This window comes from Brevibacillus agri (assembly GCF_004117055.1).
In the GTDB taxonomy this organism is placed as follows: domain Bacteria; phylum Bacillota; class Bacilli; order Brevibacillales; family Brevibacillaceae; genus Brevibacillus; species Brevibacillus agri.
In genome coordinates this window covers 4,845,158-4,867,568 of the sequence record NZ_CP026363.1, presented here as the reverse complement: position 1 = coordinate 4,867,568, position 22,411 = coordinate 4,845,158, and the positions used below count along the sequence as shown (strand labels likewise).

Genomic DNA, 22,411 nt, shown 5'->3' with positions numbered 1-22,411 from the left:
TTGAAAATGAGTATTTTCAAACGTTTGCGTGACCTGACAGTAGCTTCGGTAAATGACGCCCTGGATTCGATGGAAGATCCGGTAGTTATGCTGAATCAATACATGCGGGATATGGAAGTGGAAATCGGACAGGTCGAAGTGGCTGTCGCCCGCCAGGTAGCATTGGAAAAGAAATTCCGCCAGCAACTGGACGAAGCGAACGCTTTGATCGAAAAGCGCGACCGTCAAGTAAAGCTCGCGTTGACAGAAGGGGAAGACGAGCTTGCCCGCCGCGCTCTTGCGGACAAAAAGCAGTATGAAGCTCGTGCAGCCGAGTACGAAACACTCTATTTGGCAGCTTCCGAGGCCGCTACGCAAATGCGTGAAAAGCTGGCCGAACTGAAGGAAGAGTTCTATAAAATGCGCGCAAAAAAATTCACGCTGATGGCACGGGCACAAGTAGCCCGCACGCAAAAGCAGGTGAATCATGCGGTAGCAGGGATTGGCAATCAGTCCGCAGGCCGCGGGTTCGCTCGTATGGAAGAAAAAGTGATGCGTATGGAGGCGGAGGCACAAATGAGCGGCCAATGGCGCCAAACGAACCTCGCCTGGGAGAGCGCGTTGTCTGACCTGGAAAAAGACGATCTGGATGCGGAGCTTGCCAGCATCAAGGCGTCGTTGAAGGAGAAAAAACCAGCGTCCGCCCAGCCGGAACAATCTTGATTGGACAGGAACTGGGGGATTGGTTGTAGAATAGAGTGTGTCAATCAGGCAGCCTGTATAGCAGGCTGCTTTTCCCCTAGGAGGTACGATTCTTGGCAGACTTCATGGTCTTTTTGCGAAGGTTCATCGCTGAGCCTGGACGTGTAGGCAGCGTGATCCCCAGCTCTCGGTATTTATGTGAGCGAATGTTGAGCCACGTCAATTGGGCTTCAACAGATGTCATTCTTGAGCTGGGACCTGGCACGGGCGCTTTTACCCAAACCATTTATCAAAAAATCAATCCTGATACCGACTATGTGCTTGTGGAGCGTGACAGCCAGTTTCGATCCATCCTTCAATCACGCTTTCCTGATCTTCCTGTCAGGGAAGAAGCGACGAGACTCGGACAATATTTGGAGGAGCTGGAGCTTGGCAAGGCAGATGTCATTATTTCCGGCCTGCCGTTTGCCAATTTTCCGCAAGAGTTGCGAACAGCGATCCTGGACGAAGTGCAAAAGGTATTGAAACCAGGCGGTCTGTTCATTACATTCCAATATTCGCTACAACTCCAGGCTGAGCTGCAGGCGCGTTTTTCCTTGGTAGAGACAGACTTCACCTTGCTGAATATCCCACCTGCATTCATTTATACATGTCGTAACGGACAAAGTGAAAAAGATCGGCATGGGGCGTAAGAGAGGAGACTTTTGTGAAACTGTCCCGCTTGCACACAATGTTGGCCGGCGTCCTGATTATTTTGACAGGAATCGGCCTTTTATTAGACAGTTTGCATATTATTTCGTTCGGTCTGTTTGACCTGTGGCCCATGGTGCTCGTCTACTTCGGCGTTCGCCTGTGGGGACAGAACAAGCGGATTGGCGGCGGCATTCTGTTTTGTTTAGGATTCATTATCGCGCTGGATATGTGGTTTGGCATCGGCGTGGACGATTTGTTCCAACTCGCTGTGCCTGTCCTGTTTATTTATTTTGGCTTTCGATTGATTCGCGGCAAGACCAAAGAAAGAGGAAATCGTCCGCCCCTTCCGCCGTTTTCAGCTCCGGATGAGACGCCAGCTTCCGCCATGGGCGGCGGGAGTCAAACGGCTCAGCCGAGCGGGATTCGCCAGGAAGCTGCCCAATGGCTGGACAGCTTGAACAAATGGAAGCCTTCACGCGGCAAGCTGCCTGAGCAGGAGGGAGAATCTGCCTACCGTGAACGGATTTTGCCCAAAGATTCTCGCAGCTCCCTGATCGGGGATTACCATCTGACCTCGGGACGTTTTGAACTGAGCGCCCTGCATGTGTGGCACGGGATCGGGGATGTGGTCATAGACCTGTCCCGCGCGGTGCTGATGCAGGATGAAGCGGTGCTGGTTGTGGAAGGCTGGGTGGGGGATGTCACGATATACGTTCCCGTCGATCTCCCGGTTTCTGTCAACGCAGAGCTGAGTCTGGGCGATCTGGAAGTGCTGAGCCACCGTCAGGGCGGAATCAACCGCAGCGTCATGATTCGCTCCGATCAATACGAAGAGGCGGCTCAAAAAGTGAATGTGCATATCTCGCTGCTCGTCGGCGATATAAAAGTCAAGTACATCTAGGAGGTACTGGCGGATGCGTCGACAGCGATTAGCGAGTATTCAGTGGCAATATGTGCGCTACGGCGTCCTGCTTGCCGGAAGTGCAGTGGTCGTTTCGTTTATTTGTTTCTTTTGGCTCTATTTTGTGTGGAAAGATATGCCGGAGGTTCATCGCTGGTACAACAGCCTGATTGGCGATCCGAAGGTCGTTTTGTGGATGGAAGATTATTTGGGAGTGACCTTGCCCGCGCAGCCTGACGGGCTGGTGCAACTGGCGGCGTTTGTCGTGTCGCTTCCGGTCGGTGTGCTGGTGGCGCTGATTATCTCCTACATCGTCGGGAACCTGCTCAAGAAAAGGCTCAGCGTGTTGTGGGAAGCCGCCATGAAGCTCGGGCGGGGGATGCTCTCCTACCGCGTGCCGGATTTGGGCGTCGATGAAGTCGGCGAGCTGGGCTGGCAGTTGAATCGGCTGGCCTCGCAGTGGGAGGAGCAGGTCGCGTCCTTGCAGCGTCTGTCCAATCACAATGCGGCCCTGGCAGAGCAGGTCAAGCAGGCAGCCGTCACCGAGGAGCGGCAGCGCTTGGCACGCGAACTGCACGATGCGGTCAGTCAGCAGTTGTTTGCGATCGCCATGACGACGGCAGCGATGCGGCGGCTGGTGGAGAAAAATCCGCAGCGCGCCGCCCAGCAGATTGAGCTGGTGGAAGAAATGGCAGCGGCCGCCCAGGCGGAGATGCGGGCATTGCTCTTGCATCTTCGCCCCGCCACGCTGCAAAACAAGTCGCTGAAAGAAGCGATCTTGGAACTTTTGGATGAACTGGAACGTAAAAATACGATGGAGCTGACGTGGGAGATTGAAGACGTCGAAGGCTTGCCGAGCGGCATTGAGGATCATCTGTTCCGGATTTTGCAGGAGTCGTTGTCCAATACGCTGCGGCACGCCAAAGCCAGCCAGATTGCGGTCAAGTTGTTTACCTTGCAGGAGCAGGTGCGGCTCAGGGTAACCGATGACGGCGTCGGCTTTGATCCGGATGGAGAAAAAATGACGTCGTACGGCCTGCGCAGCATGCAGGAGCGGGTGGCCGAGGTAGGCGGCTCGATGGAGATTTATTCAGCGATCGGCAAGGGGACGCAAATCGAGGTGCGGATTCCCTTGATGTCACAGCCGGAACGGGAAGGGTGAAATTTCTGTGATTCGCGTATTACTGGTAGACGATCATGAGATGGTGCGGATGGGGCTGGCTGCTTACTTGTCAACCGAGGATGATATCGAGGTGGTGGCAGAAGCGGGCAGCGGAGAAGAAGGAGTGCGGATGGCGGTAGAGCTGCGACCGGATGTCGTGCTCATGGATCTGGTCATGGAGGGCATTGGCGGTGTGGAAGCGACCCGGCGCATTCGTGAAGCTTGTCCAGCGAGCAAAGTCATCGTCCTCACCAGCTTTATCGACGACGAAAAAGTATATCCGGTCATCGAAGCGGGGGCCTTCAGTTACTTGCTCAAGACTTCGCGTGCGGCCGAAATCGCCAAGGCGATCCGCTCGGCTGCAGCAGGAGAGCCTGTACTGGAGTCGCGAGTGGCAGGAAAAATCATGGCCCGTTTCCGGCACGGACAGGAATCGCACCCGCACGAGCAGTTGACCCCGCGCGAGCTTGAAGTTTTAAAGCTGATCGGCCAGGGCAAGTCCAACCAGGAAATTGCCGACGAGCTGATTATCGGGATCAAAACGGTAAAGACGCACGTCAGCAATATCCTCGCCAAGCTGAATGTCGAGGACCGCACACAGGCGGCCATTTACGTGCACACGCATAATCTTGGCTAACAGCGTGAAAAAAGCGAAAATGCTTCTCGTTATGAGGGGCTTTTTTGAGTTTTTTTTGCGGATGTGGTAAAGATAGTAAGTAACAGATTGGGAAAGGAGGGGACGGGCTATGAGGCACAAACCTCAGACACGCTCCAAGGTGCTTTCGGCGGACAATGGCGTGGACATTATCGGAGATGTTCACGGCTGTTACGACGAGTTTATGGAATTGATCCAGCGTCTGGGGTACGAACGGAGCCAGGACGGCACCTATCGTCACCCCCAGGGCCGAAAGCTCCTTTCCCTCGGAGACATTACAAGTCGCGGGCCGTACTCCATCAAGATGCTGCAATTTTTCCACCTCCACGTCACAGCCGGGCTGGCGGAGATGGTCGACAGCAATCACGGCTGGAAAATCGCCCGCTGGCTGGACGGAAGACCTGTTACACTGGCACATGGCGATGAAAAGGTGGAGGAGGAGCTGCGGCTCTACCAGCAAGAGTTCGGGCCGAAAAAAGCGTCTCTTTTGCGGGAGCAGAGTCGGCGCCTCTTGTTCTCCTCGCCATCGCACATGATGATTCGCCGCCATGACAAGCTGGAAGCCGTTGCCGTGCACGCAGGCATTAAGGATGACTACATCGGCATGGAATCGCCGGCTGTCTATACGTTTTGCCGTTACGGGGACGTAGCCGGGACCGGGCCTGATGGCCGTCCGATTCGCCGGGAGTGGGCCAAGGAACGAAAAGTGACAAGCCCGATTATCGTCTGGGGACACGATCCCCACCCGGAGCCGAAACGAAAAAACGGCACAATCAACATCGACCAAGGGTGCGTGTTTGGCGGAATGCTGACCGCCTATCGCTTTCCGGAGGACGAGGTGTTGAGTGTGCCGGCCAAGAAAAATTATTCAGGTCTGGCAGATACGCCGCTGACGCGCTATACGGCGGATTGAGAATCGTTTTTCTGGTTTTTTCTGTTGCTGACTTGCTCGATCGTATTCTTCGCGGACGAGTGAATACCGACACTGGCCAAGCCCGCTGTTACGCCTTCCATCAGCGCTGTTTTCCAGTCAAAGCCCGGCGAGTACAGCCATTGGTTGACCATGTACAGCCCGACAATCAAGACAACGGCTACCCAACTGCGCAGCTTTTTGGGGATGCGAAGCACATCAGACAAGGTAGCGGTGCCTGCCAGGGCAAAGGCGATGATTAAGCCGAGATCGAAGCCCACGGGACACTGCCTCCATTTCTTATTTTTTCAATAGCTCATACAGGCGCTTCAAGATGATCGCCTCCGCCCAGAGCGGCAAAGGCTTGTCAGCCTGGCTGCGCCAATCTTCGTTGGTCAAAAGACCCTGGTCAAACATCCAGTCGATTGCTTCCTGTTTCCAATCTGGCAACGTTCCTCCACCTCCGTTTCCTGGGCTGGGAGTAGTCGTTGGCGACGGCGTGGGAGCGGGAGTAGGGGCTGGAGTCGGAGCGGGGGTTGGTGTGGCCGGAGGACGGTAAGGCAGCTTGGCGTATTCGCAAAAAGCGCGGACGACCGCTTCGGCGAGCCGTTTCCAATCCCTGGCGAGCTTGTCGGCGTCCAGCGGGTTGTCGGCGAAGCCGTACTCAATAATCACGGTTTCGACGCTGCCGGTTTCCCTGTGCATGTAGTAGTAGTCCCGGTTGGAATTGTTCGGGAGCGTCCGGGTGAAAATCCGGCGATTGGGCATTCCCTCCGCTTCCAGCTCCTCCTGGATTATGCGGGGAAAGGCGGCGGAGCCATAGATCGAGTAGATGACCTCGGAGCCTCGGCCGCCACCTGCGTTGATATGGTTGGATATGCAGTAGCGCGCGCCGCTGTTTCGCACAAGAGTCGTCCGTGCATCGCTGGAAAGCGTAGTATCGTTTGTTCGCGTCATCGCGACCGGAATGTTCAGTTCCTTGAAGCGATTGAACTGATACAAAGAAATTTGCAGAGTCATATCTTTTTCGAGAAACTGGGCGTTGTTGCCGCCGCCAGGATCGACTCCACCGTGCCCGGCGTCCACAATCAGGATAGGAGCCATTTGTGCATCACCTCTTGCCATTAGGATATGCTTGGAATGGCCGAGATGGCTTGGGGCAGTCTCACCAATTTCGCGGGTTGCAATGTACAGAATGCCCATCTATGGTACAATAAAAGAGTTCGTAACTACGCAAAGAGGATGGTAATGTATTGATGGCTTGGTACAACTGGGTAATCCCGATCGTTACACTGTTACTCGGCCTCGTGGGCGGTTTTGCCGGAGGCACTTATTACTTGAAAAAACAAATGTCCAACATGCAGATGGACGAAAAACAACTGCAAGCCATGGCCCGTTCTATGGGGATGAACCTCAATCAAAAGCAGCTCAAACAAATGAGCCGTACCATGAAAAATATGAAAATGCCAAATAAATTCGGGAAGTAGTGCGGAGGGGGTGTCGTTATGGGACCGACCCGTCTGCGTTACACGATGATCGGTTTTATTGCAGGTGTATTGGTCGTGTATTTAAAAGATCTGCCGATGGGGGAAGGGACCCGATTCGCAGCACCTTTTTACGGAGCGGGCATTGGTCTTCTCATCGACGGCATCATATTGCGCATGAAGCAACGAAAAGGGAAAGAAGAGTAGGGCAGCTTGGCTTTGGCCAGGCTTTTTATTTTTGGCATGACAAAGCCGGATCGCCATACGGCAATCCGGCTAAACTTGCGGGAGGAAACTGCCCGCGGTCGCTCATTCTTGAGCATGCCTCGATAGCGGTTTTGCTTATTGGGTAAAAATCAGCTCGTAGATCATTTTCGTAATCAAGGTGATCGAGACGATCAAAAACAGCGGCCGGACGTAGCGAACCCCGGTTTTGATAGCGACCTTGGCGCCGATGCTCGCGCCGAGCAGCATGGCGATCCCCATGACAAGCCCGGTCAGGAAAATGACCTTGCCCTCCAGACAGAAGACGAACAGCGCAGAGAGGTTGCTGGCCAGATTCAAAATCCGCCCGTTTCCTGCCGCGATCACGAAGTCATAGCCGAACAGCAGCACCATCAAAAAAACGAAAAAAGAACCGGTGCCCGGTCCGAAGAAGCCGTCGTAAAATCCGATCAAAAAGGTAAAAGGAATGCCGATGCCAAGGGTAAACTTGGTCATCCCTTTGTAGTTGGAGTCTTGCCCGAACCGTTTGTTGAACAAGGTATAGACAAAAATCAGCGCCATCATCACGATGACGAGCACCTTCAACAGCTCCTGGGGAACGAACAGCACCGTCTTTGCTCCGAAATAAGCGCCTACGAGCGAAACCGGGAAAAGAATGAACATCAGTTTCTTGTCGTATTTGCCCGAGCGGATAAAAGTGAAGGAGCTGGTCGCAGAAGAGATCGTGCCTGCGAGCTTGTTGGTGCCGAGCGCCAGATAGGGAGGCAGGCCGAGACCGAGCAGCGCAGGCAGGGAGATAAGACCGCCGCCGCCGACCGTGCTGTCGATGAAAGCGGCGACAAATCCGAAGAATGCGAGAAACAATACCGTGAGTAAGTCCATTTCCATTGAAATCACCTGATTCTCTAAGTATGTAATAAACCAAGTCTAGCACTCTCCTTTTTGATTGCAAGTTGGAAATGTTTAAAAAGAATTGCTAGATTAATATACTTTGCATACCGATTTGTTGTAAAAGTAGTTGTCTTGCAGTATAATAAGGTCGTAGCTTGACCCATACATATTTTGAGGAGGAATGTTACAATGGCACATCAACTTCCTGCATTGCCTTACGCACATGACGCACTGGAACCTCATATCGACGCGCAAACCATGGAAATCCACCACGGACGCCACCATGCTACTTATGTGAACAACCTGAACGCAGCTCTGGAAGCTCATCCTGACCTGCAACAAAAAAGCGTGGAAGAGCTGATTAGCAACCTGGACGCTCTGCCTGAGTCGATCCGCACTGCTGTTCGCAACAACGGTGGTGGACATGCTAACCACACTCTGTTCTGGGAAATCCTCAGCCCGAACGGCGGCGGCGCCCCAACTGGCGAACTGGCTGACGCGATCAACGCGGCTTTTGGCAGCTTCGACAACTTCAAGGCTGAATTTGCAAAAGCAGCAACTACTCGCTTCGGTTCCGGCTGGGCTTGGCTGACTGCTGAAGGCGGCAAAGTGGCAATCACCTCCACTCCTAACCAAGACAGCCCGATCATGGAAGGCAAAACACCTATCCTCGGCCTGGACGTTTGGGAGCATGCTTACTACCTGCGCTACCAAAACAAACGCCCTGACTACATCAGCGCGTTCTGGAACGTAGTAAACTGGGATGAAGTAAGCAAACGCTTTGCTGCTGCGAAGTAATCTTGGTTTTTGAGCAATCATAAAGGGCTTGTCGCATCTGTATGGGCGACAAGCCTTTTTTATCGTGTCAAAAAAAGCGCAATGCTGCCGTAGGGGTTAGTGCATCAGCGCAGCGCCTCGGGCGGGCCGTGCTTTATTTTTTCCAGAGGATAGTCAGGCGAACAAAGATCGGTTATAATACTTACGAAAAGTAACCTGGTTTTAAAAATATAGAGGAGAGTGTTTCTCATGATGCCATCTTTGTTCGTTGCACATGGCGCTCCACTGCTTGCGATTGAAAACAATTCCTATACACAAGCGTTGCAACAACTGTCCAGCCAACTGCCGCGCCGCCCGCGCGCGATCGTGATGTTTTCCGCTCACTGGGAAGCTTTTGACCAGATGGTGGGGACGATGGAGACGTTTCCGACGATTCACGACTTTGGCGGCTTTCCGCAAGAGCTGTATGAGATTCAGTACCCGGCAAAAGGCGACGAAGCTATCGCGCAAGAGACAGTGCAACTGCTGCGCGACGCAGGCGTGCCTGTCGGCTTGAACACGACAAGAGGGCTTGACCACGGCCACTGGGTCGTGCTGCGCCATATATTCCCGCAAGCGGATGTGCCTGTCGTGGCTCTGTCCGTCAACCCGAATCTGACGGTTGTGCAGCAGTACGCGATCGGGAAAGCGCTCAGCCCTCTGCGGCAAAAAGACGTGCTGATTGTCGGTTCTGGCGGCACGATTCACAACTTTTCCTACCTGAATATGCGCGAAACGTCGGAAGGCGCCTTCGACTGGGCCTTGCAGTTCGAAGAGTGGCTGCAGCAGACGCTGACCGGCTGGAAGGTCGATGAGTTGGCGCGCTATCGCGAGCTTGCGCCGCATGCGGAAAAAGCGGTCCCGGTCTACGGCAGCGAGCATTTTGTGCCGCTCGTTTACGCGATGGGAGCAGCAGACGACGAGCGGGCGGCGCAGCGGCTGCACATGAGCTTTCGCTACGGCAGCCTGAGCCATACGATCTGGCAGTTTGGTCATGCCGAATAAATGAGTGCGAGCATCGAGCAAGTTTACATGGAGTACAAGGGCTTGCTGTTTTCGCTCGCCTACCGGATGACGGGCTCTGCGGCAGAGGACATCGTACAGGAAACGTTTGCGGCGCTGGCCGGGGCAGACCTCAGCGAAATCCGGCACGTGAAAAGCTATTGGTGCACACTGCGCCCGATTTTTCCGGCAGACGGGTGGCGTCGTTCTGGCTGGGCATCTGGCCGAGATGGGCGAATCATTCCGCGATGGAAATTCGCTCCATCAATGGGCAGGATGGCATCGCGGTCTTTTCGCAAGGCGAGCTGAAAATGATCGTACAGATCAGTCTGAACCAGCAGGAAGACCGGATCGAACGGATGTACCTGATCGTCAATCCGGACAAATTGGCGCATCTGCAAAAAATAAATGGCGGCAATCGGTCACAAACGGGGGAGGTCGCTCGTCTTTGAGACTGAAAGGTCAAATTCGAGTGGAGAGGGAAGATGAACATGCAAGCGAGATTCAACTACCACCAAGCCAACCCCCAGGCGTACCAAGCCATGCTGCAGCTTGAAAAATTCGTGAACGAGAGCGGGCTCGACAAGAAGCTGGTCGAGCTGATTAAAATTCGCGCTTCGCAAATCAACGGCTGCGCCTTTTGTCTGGATATGCATACGCAGGATGCGCGCAAGCTCGGCGAGACGGAGCAGCGCATTTACCTGCTGAACGCCTGGCGCGAGGCCGCTGTCTATACCGATGCGGAACGTGCGGTTCTGGCCTTGACCGAGGCGGTGACGCAGATCGCGCAAAATGGCGTTTCCGATGCCCTCTACGAGCAAGTGCGAAAGCATTTTGACGAGAGCCAGTACGTCGCGCTGATTATGGCGATCAACACGATCAATAGCTGGAACCGGCTCGCGATTACTACAGGCATGTCTGCTCCGTACAACCGCTAAAGCAGGCGTCTGGCTTGTCAGGTGACCACCGAAGCGAAAACGACACGTTCCCACGAAAAGGGGCGTGTCGTTTTGCTTTGCTTATGCTTTCAGCCGTGCTACACGTCCATCTCCACTTTTCGCCCCGGATAAAATTGCTTTTCTTCGGCCAGCGGATTGCCCTTGGCTGTAAGCGTCTCCGGCGTGATGCGGAAGATGGCGGTCGCGCTGCCCACGGACGAGCGGTATTTGAGCACATGTTGCAAAGGCAGCGGCTCGGAAAAGTAGCCCGGCACGTATTTGTCCAGCAGCGCCTGCATCGCCTCGCGCATTTCGGATGGCTCCTGCACGCGTTCAATCGTCCCCGCCAAAAAGACGCTCATGTACGCCGTATCCACATGGGCAGGCACAGGCGAGGCAATCGTGCCGTACTCTTCGCAGACGCTGAAGCATACCCGGCTGTTGGCGTTTATCATCTCGACCTTGCGACCGGAGTCCGCGCCGTGAAAGTAAATACAGCCGTTCCACCAGGCGAAATTGAGCGGCAACACATACGGCTCGCGCTCATTGGACAGCCCGAGATGGCCGACCTTGGCCTGCTGCAAAAACTGTGCGATCTGTTCCTGGTCCGTAATCGTGCGTTTGGAATAGCGAATCGGTATCATGTAAAGTCCTCCCGTCTGACAGCTCAACGTTTTTTGGGTGTAGCCTGATCGTAGTCGGTTTTTGACTTGGGAAAAAGGTGCAATTTTCATCAAGTTGAGCAGGTCAGATGCAAAAAAACCGCCCTTTTCCCAAAAGAGCGGTTGGCGGTCTTGTCTTGCGGGCTACCCGAGCTGGCGCTTGGAGTCGAGCTTTTTGGCGAGCTGTTCCTCTCCGCGGTGAATCCAGCCGACGAAGGAGTCCCGGATATTCAATTCGTAGTCGAGATGGACAACGGCGACGAACATGTAGTGGCTTTTTCCTTGAAAACGGGAGCGGTAGCGCAGGTCAATCCATTTTACCTCGTAGCCGAAGGGGCGTTCCTTCGTTTCTACGTGAACGTGGTGCGTGAAGGCGAGGAAGGACTGGACCTTGAAGCTTTTTTTGGCAGCGGCGATCACTTCGTTTTCAGGCTTGATGGAGAAAGTGTCCAAAATCGCCACGTCGCCGGAGTGCACTTCGCCCACGTACCAGTGCTGCTCGGTTTTGGCGACAAACGTCCAGTGCGTCCAGGAAAGGGTAGGGATGATCGTGTACATGCCAGGCTTGCCGATGCGCGCGCGAACAAGCTCTGTAGTCCGCTTTTGCACCTGGCAGCGCCAGTAGTAGTATACGGCGATCACGAGGTAAATCAAGAGAAAGCTTCGCCCGGGGTGAGCGCCCGCTGCCCAGAGCATGAAGCCGACGAGATGAGCGGCAAAAATGAACGGGTCAAAAATGAAAATGGCGTTGAGGGCGACCCATTTGTCGCGAAACGGATACAAGCCCTTTGTGCCATAGGAATTGAACAAATCGACGAAGACGTGCAGGCAGACGGCCAGAAAGATCCAGCCCAGCAGATGCAGCCAGGAGGTCTGTGGCATCAATGCCTGAATGAGCCCAAAAATGGCTCCTGTCCATAAAAACAAGGCCGGTACAGAGTGAGAAACGCCCCGATGGTTGCGTATATAGGCAGCCGTGCCGCGGAGGCGGACCAACCCATCCAGATCGGGTGCTTGCGAACCGATGACCGTGCCGATCATAACGGCAGCCGCAAGCGAGGGAGAAGAAGCTACGACAGGATCGAGGTAGGCGAGCCCGGCCAATCCGAAGCCCATGGCAAAGTGTGTGGCAGTATCCATGGAATCGTTGTCTTCCTCCTTTCCTTCCAGGCTGTTGTTATTGTTTATTATAGCGTGTGAGGCGACATAATTCCCTCCTCCGCTGAAAAAAATTGTGAGCTTGTTCCCGCTTTTGCAAAAAGGGTATGATGAATAGATCAAGGAGGGACATGTCGCATGCTAACCGTGTTTATCGAATACAAGCTGCAATCGGAAAAACGCGATCAGGCTCTGCGGCTGCTCGCATCCATGGCTGAGAGCATGGAGGCGTTGGGCGCGCGCCAGTACCGCTGTATGGAAGGACTGGATCAGCCGGGCTTGTTTGTCGAAGCCTTTGAAGTTGAGACTGTGCACGAATACGAACAGATCAAGGCACACCGCTTGGCAGACCGCGCGTTTTGCGACTGTGTAGCGGGCGGAGCGGACAAGCTGCACGTTTGGGCGTTTCGTCCAGCCGCGTTACCACAATAGAAGGAGCAGACGACGAAGAAATGGCAAGGAAAAAAGAAACCGGCTTGCGGTACACTCTCCCGGAGGAATTTCACGTCTTCGGCTTTTCGCACGATTTGCTTGCCTGGTACGACTCGCAAAAGCGGGATCTGCCGTGGCGGATCAACCGCGATCCGTATCGGGTGTGGGTGTCGGAAATCATGCTGCAGCAGACAAGAGTAGAGACCGTTAAGCCTTATTATGCGAATTTCATGGAAAAATTTCCGACGGTTGTCGATTTGGCAAATGCACCAGAAGACGAAGTGTTAAAAGCATGGGAAGGACTTGGCTACTATTCCCGCGCTCGCAATCTGCAGGCGGCAGCGCGCGAGGTGACGGCCCGCTACGGAGGAGTCGTGCCGGACACGCCGGAGGAGATCGCCACTTTGAAAGGCGTAGGGCCGTACACGGCGGGGGCGATTTTAAGCATTGCCTACGAAAAGCCGGAGCCTGCTGTCGACGGGAACGTCATGCGCGTTTTTTCCCGGCTGCTGTACTTGACGGATGACATCGCGAAGCCCGCTACCCGCATCAAGATCGAGCATCTCGTGCGCCAGGTGATCCCGGAAGGCCGGGCAGGCGATTTTAACCAGGCGCTGATGGAGCTGGGGGCGATGGTCTGCCTGCCGCGCACGCCGCAGTGCCTGACCTGTCCGGTGTTTGATTACTGTATGGCGCGGCAGGAGGGTGTGCAGGAGGAGTTGCCGATCAAGGGCAAAGCGAAACCGCCACGCCCTGTCGATCTGCAAGTGGCGATCATCGAACGCGACGGCAAGGTGCTGATTAACAAACGCCCCGATCAAGGGCTGTTGGCAGGCATGTGGGAGTTTCCCATGGTGGAGACGGAGCAGCAAAAGGATGCCGCCAAAAGAGAGGCGCTCGCGCGTGGAATCAGCGAACGATTCGGAATCGACATCGAGGTTCTGGAGCCGCTCGGCGCGGTGCAGCACGTTTTTTCCCATTTGCAGTGGAACATGCAGGTCTGGTCCTGTGACTGGATCGAGGGGGGCGAGTTGCCGGGCCATGCGCGTTTTGCCGCCTGGAGCGAGCTGGATGCGTACACGTTCCCGATGGCCCACCACAAAATCCGCGAGCTGCTCGGGCAAAAAAGCAAATAAGCTGCTCACTGGCAAAAAGCTGTCGAGGGTTCTCTCGGCAGCTTTTTTCGTTGTTGCAGTTGTGGCTGCTGCGCGGTCTGTCCGTCACGCCTGTGTCGCCAATCGGCAAAAAAAGAAGATCACGCCGTAACGGGCATGATCTTCCTGAATGTGCTTGTTTGTCTTATCGGTAGAGAAATTCCGGAAACTGCATCGCAATCTGATGCTTCCGCTCTTCCCACTCAGCGATCGCTTTTTGCTGCAAATACCGTGTTTCGCGCTGCTCAGGGGTCAATTTCCGCTTCTCAATAATAATGGTGAAGAAAATCATTGGAATGTACATGAAGGTCCACCTCCCATCCCTGGTGTGTAGTGCAGTCAGCCGCCGTCTATCGCTTTGACTCCTGTAAATCTCATCATCTGACGTCTTTGTCTGTTTTTCATACAAAATCCCTCCCAATGTAAAATGCAAAACCAAAAATTAGATGCGGCTAACAAATTGTGCGGCTTCAAAAGCGTGCGCCTCGGCGCGTTCCTCCAGATAGCGGGCGCGGGCGTAAGCGGCCATGCGCTCTTCGGGTTTCACTTGTTTGCGCTCGATCTTGACAGTGAACAGCAAGAAGTTCAGTACCATGTCAAATCACCTCCTCTCAATATGGAAGAAAATGGATGGTTGTCGCCAAGAAAAAGACCACGGGCTAATGCCTGCGGTCTCTTGGCGTCACAAAGCAAACGAAAGACCACAAGCTACAACGCCCATGGTCTGGTAATTGACGAATGAGAATGCTGAAGATACGAATCCATCTACAATTCGCCGGTCCAGGAGGCGCTGTTATATGCAGTTTTGGCAACGATTAGACGATCAGTGAATGCAGGTGCAAAAGCGAGTACAGTCATCATGTTGCAGCCTCCTTCCTTCGAGTAGTAGTGTCGTAAAACGTAACCTTAGAATATGGCATTTTTTTCTTGTTGTAAAGCACTTTTTACCTAAATTCTGAAGAAAGTTAATTCTGAAAATAATAAAATATAATAAAAAGTAAAAGGATGTGCGATTATTGGTTTAGCCAGCTTGATATAGCGGGTAAGTATATCAGACAACGAGACTATGCGAAAAGGTGATGAAGTCGGATGAAAATGCCAAGATTGACCGTTCGAGCCAAGCTGATTGCTTCGTTCTCCCTCATCTTGATTGTTCCCGTGCTCACTCTTGGTTTGCTCTCTTATCAGAGTGCCAAGGATCGGCTGGAGGAACAACTGTTGATGACGGCCGCCGAGAACGTTCGCTTGGTGGACGAGCTGTTGGACCGTACACTGGAGGCGCAATCCCGCGATTTGGAGCTGATCGCTTCCGAGATCGGGAAAGAAGAACTGACGGAGCAGATGAGAAGCTCTGCCCGTAAAAAGCTGCAAACCTTCCACAAACTGCATCCGGACATTGGCGAGGTCTACATCGGCGAGGAAAATGGCAAGATGCTGACAGCGACAGACGCCAAGCTGTCTGCCGATTACGATCCGCGCAAACGCCCCTGGTACCAGGCGGCAATGGCCGAGCCTGACAAGACGATCATTACGGACCCGTACATTGATGCAATTACAGGGAATGTAGTTGTAGGTTTGGCCAAAGCTTTGTCTGACCGTTCGGGCGTGCTTGGAATCGACATTCAGTTGACCGCGCTCAACGAAACCGTGAAACAAGCGAAAATCGGCAGCAAAGGATACATGTCTATTTTCGATGCAAACCGCAAGCTGCTCATCCATCCGACCGGAACGCCAGGCGCTGACGCGACACAGCCGTGGGTGGAAGACCTTTACGCCCAAACCGAAGGGAAGTTTGGCTTTACGGATGAAGGAAATGACGCGAAGGCGACTTTTGTCACCAACGAGCAAACAGGCTGGAAACTGATGGGCGTCATGTACCGCACCGAAGCAGAGGTTGCGGCCAGCCCGATCTTTTACAGAACATTGCTGGTCGTCGCGATTACGATCGTCATTGGAGCGGGAATCGTGTACAGCATTTTGCGCTCGTTGCTGCGTCCGCTGCAACAGTTGACAGATGCGGCGGAAAAAATGAGCCAGGGCGACGTGACCCAGCAGGTGGAAGTCAAAAGCGACGACGAGTTGGGCGTGCTGGCGAAAACATTCAACCATATGGCTGAATCGCTCCGTTCCTTGCTTTACTCCGTAAACGATTCTGTCCAGCAACTGGCGGCATCCGCAGAGGAACTCTCGGCAAGCGCAGACCAGACGAGCAAGGCGACCGAGCAGATCGCGACGACGATGCAGGACATGGCGACAGGCACAGAGCAGCAAGTATCGCATACGCAAAAGAGTACCGCAGCCGTCGAGCAAATGTCGCAGCGGATCAGCCAAATCGCCAACTACACGGCGGAAGTGTCCGACACGGCAAAGCAGACTGCAACCGTTGCGGCGGAAGGAAACCGCTCCGTCCAATCGGCAGTGCAGCAAATGACCGCCTCCAGCGAATCAATCCTGAGTCTGGCAAAAGTCGTGGACAATCTCGGAGTGCGCTCGCAAGAAATCGGCAAAATTGTCGATGTCATTACCGCCATTGCTAGCCAGACCAATTTGCTCGCGTTGAACGCAGCCATCGAAGCGGCGCGGGCGGGCGAGTCCGGCCGCGGATTTGCGGTAGTAGCAGACGAGGTGCGAAAGCTGGCCGAGCAGTCATCGGCGTCGGCCGAGCAGATCAGCCATTTGATTGCGGCGATCCAGCAGGAGACAGACAATGCCGTTGACGTCATGGAAAAGAGCAAGCGGGAAGTGACGGAAGGGATTGACAAAGTGTACGAGGCTGGGCGTTCGTTTGAGCAAATCCAGTCTGCGGTCGATGATGTGGCGCTGAAAATTGGCCGAGTCTCCCAGGCTTCGCAAGATATTTCCGAGCAGACCCAGTTGGTCGTCGAGCTAATCAACCATATTTCCGATGTGACCTTGAAAGCTTCGGACGGCACGCAGAGCGTATCCGCAGCAGCAGAGGAGCAGCTCGCTTCCATGGAAGAGATCGCGTCCTCCGCAATGTCACTGGAGCGATTGGCAGAAGATCTCCAGGAGCAGATCGGCAAATTCAAGATTTAAAAGCAAAAACCCGGTGCAGCAGACAGCCTCGTCTGTTTGGCAGCCGGTTTTTTTTGCGAAGTGCGATCAGTCGTAAATCGGCTTGGAAGCATGATCCCAGCCTCCGCTGTCGCCGCCGACCGGACCGCGTGATTCCAGCTCGCGAATCACTTTTACATGCAGCGAAGCGCCCTCTGCACTCAAATAAGGGGCGAGCTGCGAAAACGAATCGTGGTAGTGCAACAGCTCGTTGAGTTCCCACTGTGCCAGCGGGACCATGGTCAACTCGGACAAGTCGCGTCCTATGTACATCGCTTCGTTCCTCCTTTGTCTGTAGCCGCTCGGCTGGCTTTTGGCGTGTTTAGTATGGCTGTTTGCGGCATGGCTTTAGTCAGAGGAGATTTTTGCTCGCGGTAGCAAAAGCAGGAGTGGAGTTGTATAATGAAAAAGTGATTTTGACTTATTAGTACCTGCTGTTAATAGTTGGTGAGTAGGGGGCATTGCTTTTATGAATACGACAAAAAAAGTGGCATTGGTGACTGGCGGGACGCGCGGCATCGGTAAGGCGATTGCGCTGCAGTTGGCCGAACAGGGCTACGATCTGGTCTTGAACTATTTGCGCAACCGTTCCGCAGCGCGCGAAGCGGCTGCTGAGCTGGAAGCAAAAGGAGCGCGCGTGCACCTGGTCAAAGCAAACGTAGGTGACGTAGCGAAAATCAAGGAACTGTTCGCGGAGATCGACCAGGAATTTGGTCGTCTGGACGTGTTGATCAACAACGCGGCTTCCGGCGTTTTGCGCCCGTTGATGGAACTGGAAGAGAGCCATTGGGACTGGACGATGGAAATTAACAGCAAAGCGCTGTTGTTCTGTGCGCAAGAAGCGGCAAAACTAATGATTAAAGGCGGCAATGGCGGGAAGATCGTCAGCCTCTCCAGCCTTGGCTCCATCCGCGTGCTGGACAACTACACGGCGGTTGGCGTATCCAAAGCGGCTGTAGAAGCGATCACGCGCTACCTGGCTGTCGAGCTGGCACCGCACAATATCGTTGTCAATGCAGTTTCCGGCGGCGCTGTGGACACCGATGCGCTCAAGCACTTCCCGAATCGCGAAGAACTGCTCGGCAGCTCCGCGCAACGCACGCCGGCAGGGCGGATTGTAGAGCCGGAAGACCTGGCGAATGCCGTGATGTTTTTGGTTTCGGACAAGGCCTGGATGGTGCGCGGACAAACCTTGATTGTCGACGGCGGCATTTCCCTTTTGACCTAGTTTGTGCTTTTGCGGTGACCAGGAGTTGGCGACTTTGACGTCTCACTACACAAGACAAAGTTGTCCATGTGTTGTACAATAGAGGAAGAAGGTTACGAAGGAGGCAACGTATGCTGATTCGTCCGTTTCGGCTCGGTGACTATTCGGCTATCACAAGTATCTGGCAACAGACGGGTTTGGACCAATCGGACACGGAGTCGTTGAACGATTTGGCCCAACAGTTGGCATGGGACAGCGATTTGGTTATGGTTGCGGAAAAAGACGGCAGAGTTGTTGGGGTCGTGGTCGGCACGATCGACGGAGCGCGCGCCTATTTTTACCGGCTGGCTGTTCTCCCCGAGATGCAAGGTTCCGGCATTGGCCGCGAACTCGTGTCTGCCATCGAAAAGCGCTTCAAACAACGAGGCGTCAACAACGTCCTGATTATGGTCAATCAGGCGAATCCGGAAGTCCTTCCGTTTTACCTTTCGCTTGGCTACGAAGTACAAAAATTTGTTACGCTTTCCAAAAAGCTCTCTTCCTAAAGGAGGCTTGTCCCCATTCAAATAGAGAAGAGAAGAAAGGGGAGAGTCATGTCACCAACTCCGGGCTCCAATATCCGCATTGAAAGCTATAAACACGATCATTCGCTGCACCGCATATGGGACAAATCCACGCTGATTCACACCAGTGATGCGGTGGTGATTGGGGGAAACGATCGGGTCAAGGTGACAGAAGCAGACGGGCGGGAGTGGCGCACGCGTGAGCCGGCCATTTGTACTTTTGGTCGGGGCCAGTGGTTCAATACCATTGCTATGATTCGCGACGACGGCATCTACTATTACTGCAACATTGGTTCGCCCTTCAGCATGAAGGGTCAGCTTCTTAGCTACATAGACTATGATCTCGATGTAAAGGTGTTTCCCGACATGACGTATTCGATTCTCGATGAAGAGGAGTTTCTGTTGCACAGCAAACAGATGAACTACCCTCCGTTTGTCGTGGAAAAAGTACAGACAGCGCTGCGAGAAGTGCTGGACTGGGTAAGCGCGCGCCGCGGCCCTTTTCAGAACGGCTTTGTTCAACGCTGGTACGAGCGGTATCTTTTAGTGCGAGACGATGAGGAATAATCCCTTTCCCGTAAATCCGGGGGAGGGATTTCCTTGTACTGTCCTAAACTTGAAAAAGGCGAAGCACGATCACATACGTGCAAATTTGGCTGTGCCTGAACGAATCGGGCACAGCCAAGTTTCTATGTAAGGGAGGTATGCTGGTTGAGCATACGCCGCTATTTGGCATATGTCATGCCCTATTGGAAACAAATATTGGGGACCATATTCATAGGCATCATCAAATTTTCCATTCCGCTTGCTCTGCCGCTTCTCATCAAATACGTGATTGACGATCTGCTGCCAAGCCCGATTCCCCGCGAGGAAAAGCTGACGCAACTGTTCTGGCTGATGCTCGCCGCGTTTTTGGTGTTTACGGTGGTGCGTGCGCCTGTCGAGTACATTCGCCAATATTACGCGCAGTGGGTGTCCAGCAAAATTTTGTTTGACATTCGCAATCAGCTTTATGCCCATTTGCAGCGGCTCTCGATGCGCTACTACAACAACACGAAGACGGGCGAGGTCATTTCCCGGGTCATTAACGACGTGGAGTCCACGAAAAGCTTTGTGGAGACGGGCCTGATGAATTTGTGGCTCGATCTGATTACGATCGGCCTGACGCTGTTGATTATGTTTTCCATGGACGTCGAGCTGACGCTTGTCGCCATCGTCGTCTTTCCGCTGTACAGTTTTTCCGTCAAATACTTTTACAAAAAACTGCGCCAGTTGACGAGGGAGCGCTCTGCCGCGCTGGCCCGGCTGCAAGGATACTTGTACGAGCGCGTGAACGGCATGGCGCTGATCCGCAGCTTTGCGCTGGAGAGCCACGAGAGCAAAGGATTTGCCAAGGAAAACAACCAGTTTCTGGACAAGGCGCTGGAGCATACGCGCTGGAACGCGCGAACGTTTTCCGTCGTCAATACGGTCACCGATATCGCGCCGCTGTTCGTCATCGCCTACGCGGGCTACCAGGTGATCGGCGGCAGCATGAGCGTAGGGACGCTGGTGGCGTTTTACGCCTATTTGGAGCGTCTGTACACGCCGTTGCGGCGTCTGGTCAACTCCAGCACCGTTTTGACGCAAGCGATCGCCTCGATGGACCGGATGTTCGAGTTTCTCGACGAGTCCTACGACATCGTGGACAGTCCCCACGCGAGCGAGCTGCCTGTTGATCCTGCGACGGGGCGCATCCGGGGAGAAATTCGCTTTGAGCACGTTTCGTTCCGCTACCGGGAAGACGGGCCGCTCGTTTTGCAGGACGTGAACCTGACAATTAAACCAGGCGAGACCGTGGCGATCGTCGGGATGTCCGGCGGCGGAAAATCGTCTCTGATTAGCCTGTTGCCGCGTTTTTGGGATGTGACAGAAGGGCGGATTACGATAGATGGCATCGACATTCGCGAGCTGAAGCAGCAAAACTTGCGCCATCATATCGGCTTGGTGCAGCAGGATAATATTTTGTTTAGTGAATCTGCCAAAATCAATATCCTGATGGGGAATCCGGCGGCGGATCAGCAGGCTGTCGAGGAAGCGGCGCGCGCGGCCAACGCGCATGATTTTATCAGCGAGCTGCCCCAAGGCTACGACACCGAGCTGGGCGAGCGCGGCGTGAAGCTGTCCGGGGGTCAAAAGCAGCGAATTGCCATCGCGCGGGTTTTCTTGCGCAATCCGGGCATTCTCATTTTGGACGAGGCGACCTCTGCCCTTGATCTGGAGTCGGAGCACATGATTCAGGAGTCGCTGGCTCGCCTGACCAAAGGCCGGACGACGCTGATCGTGGCGCATCGCCTGTCTACGATCACGCATGCGGACAAGATCGTGGTCATGCGCGAGGGGCAAATTGTCGAGCAAGGCAAGCACGAGGAGCTGCTTGCGCAAAAAGGAGTGTACCATAGCCTGTGGAGCGTCCAGGATTTTGGAACAGCGTCTGAGACAGGCGCAAAGTGATTGATTGACCAGGGGGGAATGGAGGGAGTTAGATGGAGATATGGCGACGCAATTTATACGTGCTATGTGGATCGCTGTTTGTCGTCATGGTCGCTATGAGCATGATTATGCCGTTTTTGCCGCTCTACATTCAGCAAGACTTCGGAATTGACGATCCGCACCAGGTAACGGCGTGGGCGGGGATCATTTTTGGGGCCAACTTTTTGACCGCAGGGCTGGTGTCCCCGATCTGGGGCAATCTGGCTGACAAGCACGGGCGCAAGATCATGATTTTGCGCTCCGGCTACTTCATGTCGATCACGGTTGCGCTGACGGGCTTTGCCGGAAGCTTGTGGCAGCTTTTGGCGCTGCGGCTGATTAACGGGCTTGTGGGCGGGATCATTCCGGCCAGCACGGCGCTCGTAGCTTCGTCTGTGCCGAAAGAACGGATCGGCTGGGCGCAGGGGTTACTGCAATCGTTTATTACGGCGGGCACGATCATGGGACCGCTTTTTGGCGGTGTGCTGGCGAATCAGATCGGCTTTCGGATGATCTTCGTGGTGACAGGCAGCCTGCTTTTGCTCGCTACTTTGGTCATTACGTTTACGGTAAAAGAGACGTTTGTTCCACCAGAAAAAAAGGACCGCTCCAGCCTGAAGGAAGATTTTCAGATGATCTTTTCGTCCAAAGAGCTGCCGGCGCTCTTTTTTGTAACCGTGATGATCCAGTTTGCGCTGTTCAGCATCGTGCCTGTCTTGCCGATCTACATCTCGCAGTTGGTCAGCTCGGAAGGGGCGAAGGTAGCGCTGTGGGCGGGAATTGTCCAGGCGGCGATGGGGATTGCCAACGTGTTCGCTTCTCCGCAGTTGGGACGGCTGGGAGATCGGTTCGGCTCGCAAAAAGTGCTGTTGTTCGCCTTGCTCGCGGCGGCCTTCCTGTTCATTCCGCAAGGGCTGGTCTGGACGGTGTGGCAACTGGTGGTCCTGCGCTTTTTGCTCGGGCTGTCGCTCGGCGGCTTGCTGCCTTCTGTCAACGCGCTGCTGCGCCGCGCAACCCCTGCGCATATGGTCAGCCGCGTCTACGGCTACAACAACAGCTTCGTCAGCATCGGGAGCATGCTCGGGCCGATGATCGGCGGCTTTATGGCCGGGTACGTGAGCATCAACGGCGTGTTTTTCATGACGAGCGCTTTTTTGTTCATCAACGCGGGCTGGGTGTACTACAGCTTTTTCCGCAACAAATCTGTACAGTCTACAGAATCTGGAATAGAATAAAACATAGTTGACGAAAAGAGGTGCACCTCCATTGTGATGAAAAGTCGGCAGGAATA

Annotated in this window: 28 protein-coding genes and 1 pseudogene; 21 read left to right on the top strand and 8 right to left on the bottom strand. The window is 54.2% G+C overall.

The annotated features are described in order from the left end of the window. The first annotated feature begins 6 nt into the window (after nucleotides 1-6). From BA6348_RS23865 to prpE, 6 genes are all read left to right on the top strand, one after another. The gene (locus BA6348_RS23865; protein WP_005827645.1) at nucleotides 7-702 is read left to right on the top strand and encodes a PspA/IM30 family protein; all 696 of its coding nucleotides are present in this window, start codon (nucleotides 7-9) and stop codon (nucleotides 700-702) included. Between the two features lie 92 nt (nucleotides 703-794). Continuing rightward, nucleotides 795-1,373: a class I SAM-dependent methyltransferase gene (locus BA6348_RS23860; protein WP_005827648.1), complete on the top strand. Its 579-nt coding sequence runs from the start codon at nucleotides 795-797 to the stop codon at nucleotides 1,371-1,373. A gap of 14 nt (nucleotides 1,374-1,387) precedes the next feature. Next, nucleotides 1,388-2,275, top strand: a complete 888-nt coding sequence (gene liaF / locus BA6348_RS23855) for a cell wall-active antibiotics response protein LiaF (RefSeq protein WP_005827649.1) — start codon at nucleotides 1,388-1,390, stop codon at nucleotides 2,273-2,275. A 13-nt stretch (nucleotides 2,276-2,288) separates the two neighbouring features. Next, on the top strand, nucleotides 2,289-3,437 hold the full coding sequence (locus tag BA6348_RS23850; RefSeq protein ID WP_005827651.1) for a HAMP domain-containing sensor histidine kinase: 1,149 nt from the start codon (nucleotides 2,289-2,291) through the stop codon (nucleotides 3,435-3,437). Between the two features lie 7 nt (nucleotides 3,438-3,444). Continuing rightward, nucleotides 3,445-4,074 carry a response regulator gene (locus BA6348_RS23845; RefSeq protein WP_005827653.1) on the top strand — a complete coding sequence of 210 codons (630 nt, stop codon included), beginning with the start codon at nucleotides 3,445-3,447 and terminating at the stop codon, nucleotides 4,072-4,074. Between the two features lie 109 nt (nucleotides 4,075-4,183). Further along, on the top strand, nucleotides 4,184-5,005 hold the full coding sequence (prpE, locus tag BA6348_RS23840; RefSeq protein ID WP_005827655.1) for a bis(5'-nucleosyl)-tetraphosphatase PrpE: 822 nt from the start codon (nucleotides 4,184-4,186) through the stop codon (nucleotides 5,003-5,005). On the opposite strand, the gene BA6348_RS23835 is transcribed toward prpE, so the two are convergent. Together BA6348_RS23835 and BA6348_RS23830 are read right to left on the bottom strand one after the other, a co-directional pair. Continuing rightward, a complete protein-coding gene (locus BA6348_RS23835) occupies nucleotides 4,990-5,283 on the bottom strand; it encodes a hypothetical protein (RefSeq protein ID WP_005827657.1) in 294 nt (97 codons plus the stop codon). The two genes, prpE and BA6348_RS23835, sit on opposite strands and share 16 nt — an antisense overlap. Nucleotides 5,284-5,302: 19 nt before the next feature. Beyond that, nucleotides 5,303-6,106, bottom strand: a complete 804-nt coding sequence (locus BA6348_RS23830) for an N-acetylmuramoyl-L-alanine amidase family protein (protein ID WP_005827659.1) — start codon at nucleotides 6,104-6,106, stop codon at nucleotides 5,303-5,305. A 152-nt stretch (nucleotides 6,107-6,258) separates the two neighbouring features. Here BA6348_RS23830 and BA6348_RS23825 point away from each other — a divergent pair, with 152 nt between their 5' ends. After that, complete coding sequence (locus BA6348_RS23825) at nucleotides 6,259-6,489, top strand: YneF family protein (RefSeq protein WP_005827661.1); 231 nt, start codon at nucleotides 6,259-6,261, stop codon at nucleotides 6,487-6,489. 18 nt (nucleotides 6,490-6,507) lie between these two features. After that, a complete protein-coding gene (locus BA6348_RS23820) occupies nucleotides 6,508-6,693 on the top strand; it encodes a hypothetical protein (RefSeq protein ID WP_005827663.1) in 186 nt (61 codons plus the stop codon). 135 nt (nucleotides 6,694-6,828) lie between these two features. Here BA6348_RS23820 and BA6348_RS23815 read toward each other — a convergent pair whose 3' ends face one another. Next, entirely contained in the window at nucleotides 6,829-7,599 is a 771-nt protein-coding gene (locus tag BA6348_RS23815) for a TSUP family transporter (RefSeq protein WP_005827665.1), read from the bottom strand. Between the two features lie 192 nt (nucleotides 7,600-7,791). Between BA6348_RS23815 and BA6348_RS23810 the strand changes: the two genes are divergently transcribed. The 5 genes and pseudogenes from BA6348_RS23810 (at nucleotide 7,792) to BA6348_RS23795 (ending at nucleotide 10,358) form a co-directional block, all read left to right on the top strand. Further along, nucleotides 7,792-8,400, top strand: coding sequence for a superoxide dismutase (locus tag BA6348_RS23810; RefSeq protein ID WP_005827667.1), 609 nt, complete (start codon nucleotides 7,792-7,794; stop codon nucleotides 8,398-8,400). Nucleotides 8,401-8,628: 228 nt separating this feature from the next. Beyond that, nucleotides 8,629-9,423 (top strand): dioxygenase family protein, encoded by a 795-nt coding sequence (locus BA6348_RS23805; RefSeq protein WP_025845494.1) that lies wholly within the window; start codon nucleotides 8,629-8,631, stop codon nucleotides 9,421-9,423. After that, nucleotides 9,424-9,498: pseudogene (locus BA6348_RS27885) on the top strand (hypothetical protein); the annotation flags it as partial. An 83-nt stretch (nucleotides 9,499-9,581) separates the two neighbouring features. After that, nucleotides 9,582-9,872, top strand: a complete 291-nt coding sequence (locus tag BA6348_RS27525; RefSeq protein ID WP_242507510.1) for a sigma-70 family RNA polymerase sigma factor family protein — start codon at nucleotides 9,582-9,584, stop codon at nucleotides 9,870-9,872. Between the two features lie 39 nt (nucleotides 9,873-9,911). Next, nucleotides 9,912-10,358 (top strand): carboxymuconolactone decarboxylase family protein, encoded by a 447-nt coding sequence (locus BA6348_RS23795; RefSeq protein WP_025845496.1) that lies wholly within the window; start codon nucleotides 9,912-9,914, stop codon nucleotides 10,356-10,358. 98 nt (nucleotides 10,359-10,456) lie between these two features. Here the strand turns inward: BA6348_RS23795 and BA6348_RS23790 are convergent, their stop codons facing one another. Beyond that, nucleotides 10,457-11,002 (bottom strand): pyridoxamine 5'-phosphate oxidase family protein, encoded by a 546-nt coding sequence (locus tag BA6348_RS23790; RefSeq protein ID WP_005827675.1) that lies wholly within the window; start codon nucleotides 11,000-11,002, stop codon nucleotides 10,457-10,459. A 162-nt stretch (nucleotides 11,003-11,164) separates the two neighbouring features. Beyond that, nucleotides 11,165-12,160, bottom strand: a complete 996-nt coding sequence (locus BA6348_RS23785) for a metal-dependent hydrolase (RefSeq protein ID WP_005827677.1) — start codon at nucleotides 12,158-12,160, stop codon at nucleotides 11,165-11,167. Between the two features lie 156 nt (nucleotides 12,161-12,316). Between BA6348_RS23785 and BA6348_RS23780 the strand changes: the two genes are divergently transcribed. After that, nucleotides 12,317-12,610, top strand: coding sequence for an MFS transporter (locus tag BA6348_RS23780; protein WP_005827679.1), 294 nt, complete (start codon nucleotides 12,317-12,319; stop codon nucleotides 12,608-12,610). 20 nt (nucleotides 12,611-12,630) lie between these two features. Next, entirely contained in the window at nucleotides 12,631-13,746 is a 1,116-nt protein-coding gene (gene mutY, locus BA6348_RS23775; RefSeq protein ID WP_005827681.1) for an A/G-specific adenine glycosylase, read from the top strand. Nucleotides 13,747-13,909: 163 nt separating this feature from the next. Here the strand turns inward: mutY and BA6348_RS23770 are convergent, their stop codons facing one another. After that, complete coding sequence (locus BA6348_RS23770) at nucleotides 13,910-14,068, bottom strand: hypothetical protein (protein WP_005827682.1); 159 nt, start codon at nucleotides 14,066-14,068, stop codon at nucleotides 13,910-13,912. Nucleotides 14,069-14,206: 138 nt separating this feature from the next. Further along, the gene (locus tag BA6348_RS26920; protein WP_005827684.1) at nucleotides 14,207-14,359 is read right to left on the bottom strand and encodes a hypothetical protein; all 153 of its coding nucleotides are present in this window, start codon (nucleotides 14,357-14,359) and stop codon (nucleotides 14,207-14,209) included. A 494-nt stretch (nucleotides 14,360-14,853) separates the two neighbouring features. Here BA6348_RS26920 and BA6348_RS23765 point away from each other — a divergent pair, with 494 nt between their 5' ends. Continuing rightward, a complete protein-coding gene (locus BA6348_RS23765; protein WP_026558252.1) occupies nucleotides 14,854-16,821 on the top strand; it encodes a methyl-accepting chemotaxis protein in 1,968 nt (655 codons plus the stop codon). A 66-nt stretch (nucleotides 16,822-16,887) separates the two neighbouring features. Here the strand turns inward: BA6348_RS23765 and BA6348_RS23760 are convergent, their stop codons facing one another. Then, nucleotides 16,888-17,112, bottom strand: a complete 225-nt coding sequence (locus tag BA6348_RS23760; protein WP_005827690.1) for a hypothetical protein — start codon at nucleotides 17,110-17,112, stop codon at nucleotides 16,888-16,890. 196 nt (nucleotides 17,113-17,308) lie between these two features. Between BA6348_RS23760 and fabL the strand changes: the two genes are divergently transcribed. The 5 genes from fabL to BA6348_RS23735 all read left to right on the top strand — a co-directional run bounded on the left by fabL (nucleotide 17,309) and on the right by BA6348_RS23735 (nucleotide 22,355). Then, on the top strand, nucleotides 17,309-18,067 hold the full coding sequence (gene fabL, locus BA6348_RS23755; RefSeq protein ID WP_005827692.1) for an enoyl-[acyl-carrier-protein] reductase FabL: 759 nt from the start codon (nucleotides 17,309-17,311) through the stop codon (nucleotides 18,065-18,067). A gap of 110 nt (nucleotides 18,068-18,177) precedes the next feature. Continuing rightward, the gene (locus BA6348_RS23750) at nucleotides 18,178-18,591 is read left to right on the top strand and encodes a GNAT family N-acetyltransferase (protein ID WP_005827693.1); all 414 of its coding nucleotides are present in this window, start codon (nucleotides 18,178-18,180) and stop codon (nucleotides 18,589-18,591) included. A gap of 48 nt (nucleotides 18,592-18,639) precedes the next feature. Beyond that, a complete protein-coding gene (locus BA6348_RS23745) occupies nucleotides 18,640-19,176 on the top strand; it encodes a DUF402 domain-containing protein (protein ID WP_005827695.1) in 537 nt (178 codons plus the stop codon). Nucleotides 19,177-19,320: 144 nt separating this feature from the next. Beyond that, nucleotides 19,321-21,102, top strand: a complete 1,782-nt coding sequence (locus BA6348_RS23740; protein WP_005827697.1) for an ABC transporter ATP-binding protein — start codon at nucleotides 19,321-19,323, stop codon at nucleotides 21,100-21,102. Between the two features lie 32 nt (nucleotides 21,103-21,134). Further along, a complete protein-coding gene (locus BA6348_RS23735) occupies nucleotides 21,135-22,355 on the top strand; it encodes an MFS transporter (RefSeq protein WP_005827698.1) in 1,221 nt (406 codons plus the stop codon). Nucleotides 22,356-22,411: the final 56 nt, after the last annotated feature.

What these genes read in the sequence shown, in the direction of transcription:
- BA6348_RS23760 (WP_005827690.1), bottom strand. Translation starts at nt 17,112, where the DNA reads ATGTACATAGGACGCGACTTGTCCGAGTTGACCATGGTCCCGCTGGCA.
- BA6348_RS23735 (WP_005827698.1), top strand. Translation starts at nt 21,135, where the DNA reads ATGGAGATATGGCGACGCAATTTATACGTGCTATGTGGATCGCTGTTT.
- BA6348_RS23825 (WP_005827661.1), top strand. Translation starts at nt 6,259, where the DNA reads ATGGCTTGGTACAACTGGGTAATCCCGATCGTTACACTGTTACTCGGC.
- BA6348_RS23745 (WP_005827695.1), top strand. Translation starts at nt 18,640, where the DNA reads ATGTCACCAACTCCGGGCTCCAATATCCGCATTGAAAGCTATAAACAC.
- BA6348_RS23865 (WP_005827645.1), top strand. Translation starts at nt 7, where the DNA reads ATGAGTATTTTCAAACGTTTGCGTGACCTGACAGTAGCTTCGGTAAAT.
- BA6348_RS23765 (WP_026558252.1), top strand. Translation starts at nt 14,854, where the DNA reads ATGAAAATGCCAAGATTGACCGTTCGAGCCAAGCTGATTGCTTCGTTC.
- mutY (WP_005827681.1), top strand. Translation starts at nt 12,631, where the DNA reads ATGGCAAGGAAAAAAGAAACCGGCTTGCGGTACACTCTCCCGGAGGAA.
- BA6348_RS23830 (WP_005827659.1), bottom strand. Translation starts at nt 6,106, where the DNA reads ATGGCTCCTATCCTGATTGTGGACGCCGGGCACGGTGGAGTCGATCCT.
- BA6348_RS23810 (WP_005827667.1), top strand. Translation starts at nt 7,792, where the DNA reads ATGGCACATCAACTTCCTGCATTGCCTTACGCACATGACGCACTGGAA.
- BA6348_RS23820 (WP_005827663.1), top strand. Translation starts at nt 6,508, where the DNA reads ATGGGACCGACCCGTCTGCGTTACACGATGATCGGTTTTATTGCAGGT.
- BA6348_RS26920 (WP_005827684.1), bottom strand. Translation starts at nt 14,359, where the DNA reads ATGGTACTGAACTTCTTGCTGTTCACTGTCAAGATCGAGCGCAAACAA.
- BA6348_RS23815 (WP_005827665.1), bottom strand. Translation starts at nt 7,599, where the DNA reads ATGGAAATGGACTTACTCACGGTATTGTTTCTCGCATTCTTCGGATTT.
- BA6348_RS23770 (WP_005827682.1), bottom strand. Translation starts at nt 14,068, where the DNA reads ATGTACATTCCAATGATTTTCTTCACCATTATTATTGAGAAGCGGAAA.
- BA6348_RS23780 (WP_005827679.1), top strand. Translation starts at nt 12,317, where the DNA reads ATGCTAACCGTGTTTATCGAATACAAGCTGCAATCGGAAAAACGCGAT.
- prpE (WP_005827655.1), top strand. Translation starts at nt 4,184, where the DNA reads ATGAGGCACAAACCTCAGACACGCTCCAAGGTGCTTTCGGCGGACAAT.
- BA6348_RS23750 (WP_005827693.1), top strand. Translation starts at nt 18,178, where the DNA reads ATGCTGATTCGTCCGTTTCGGCTCGGTGACTATTCGGCTATCACAAGT.
- BA6348_RS23805 (WP_025845494.1), top strand. Translation starts at nt 8,629, where the DNA reads ATGATGCCATCTTTGTTCGTTGCACATGGCGCTCCACTGCTTGCGATT.
- fabL (WP_005827692.1), top strand. Translation starts at nt 17,309, where the DNA reads ATGAATACGACAAAAAAAGTGGCATTGGTGACTGGCGGGACGCGCGGC.
- BA6348_RS23790 (WP_005827675.1), bottom strand. Translation starts at nt 11,002, where the DNA reads ATGATACCGATTCGCTATTCCAAACGCACGATTACGGACCAGGAACAG.
- BA6348_RS23850 (WP_005827651.1), top strand. Translation starts at nt 2,289, where the DNA reads ATGCGTCGACAGCGATTAGCGAGTATTCAGTGGCAATATGTGCGCTAC.
- BA6348_RS23795 (WP_025845496.1), top strand. Translation starts at nt 9,912, where the DNA reads ATGCAAGCGAGATTCAACTACCACCAAGCCAACCCCCAGGCGTACCAA.
- BA6348_RS23785 (WP_005827677.1), bottom strand. Translation starts at nt 12,160, where the DNA reads ATGGATACTGCCACACACTTTGCCATGGGCTTCGGATTGGCCGGGCTC.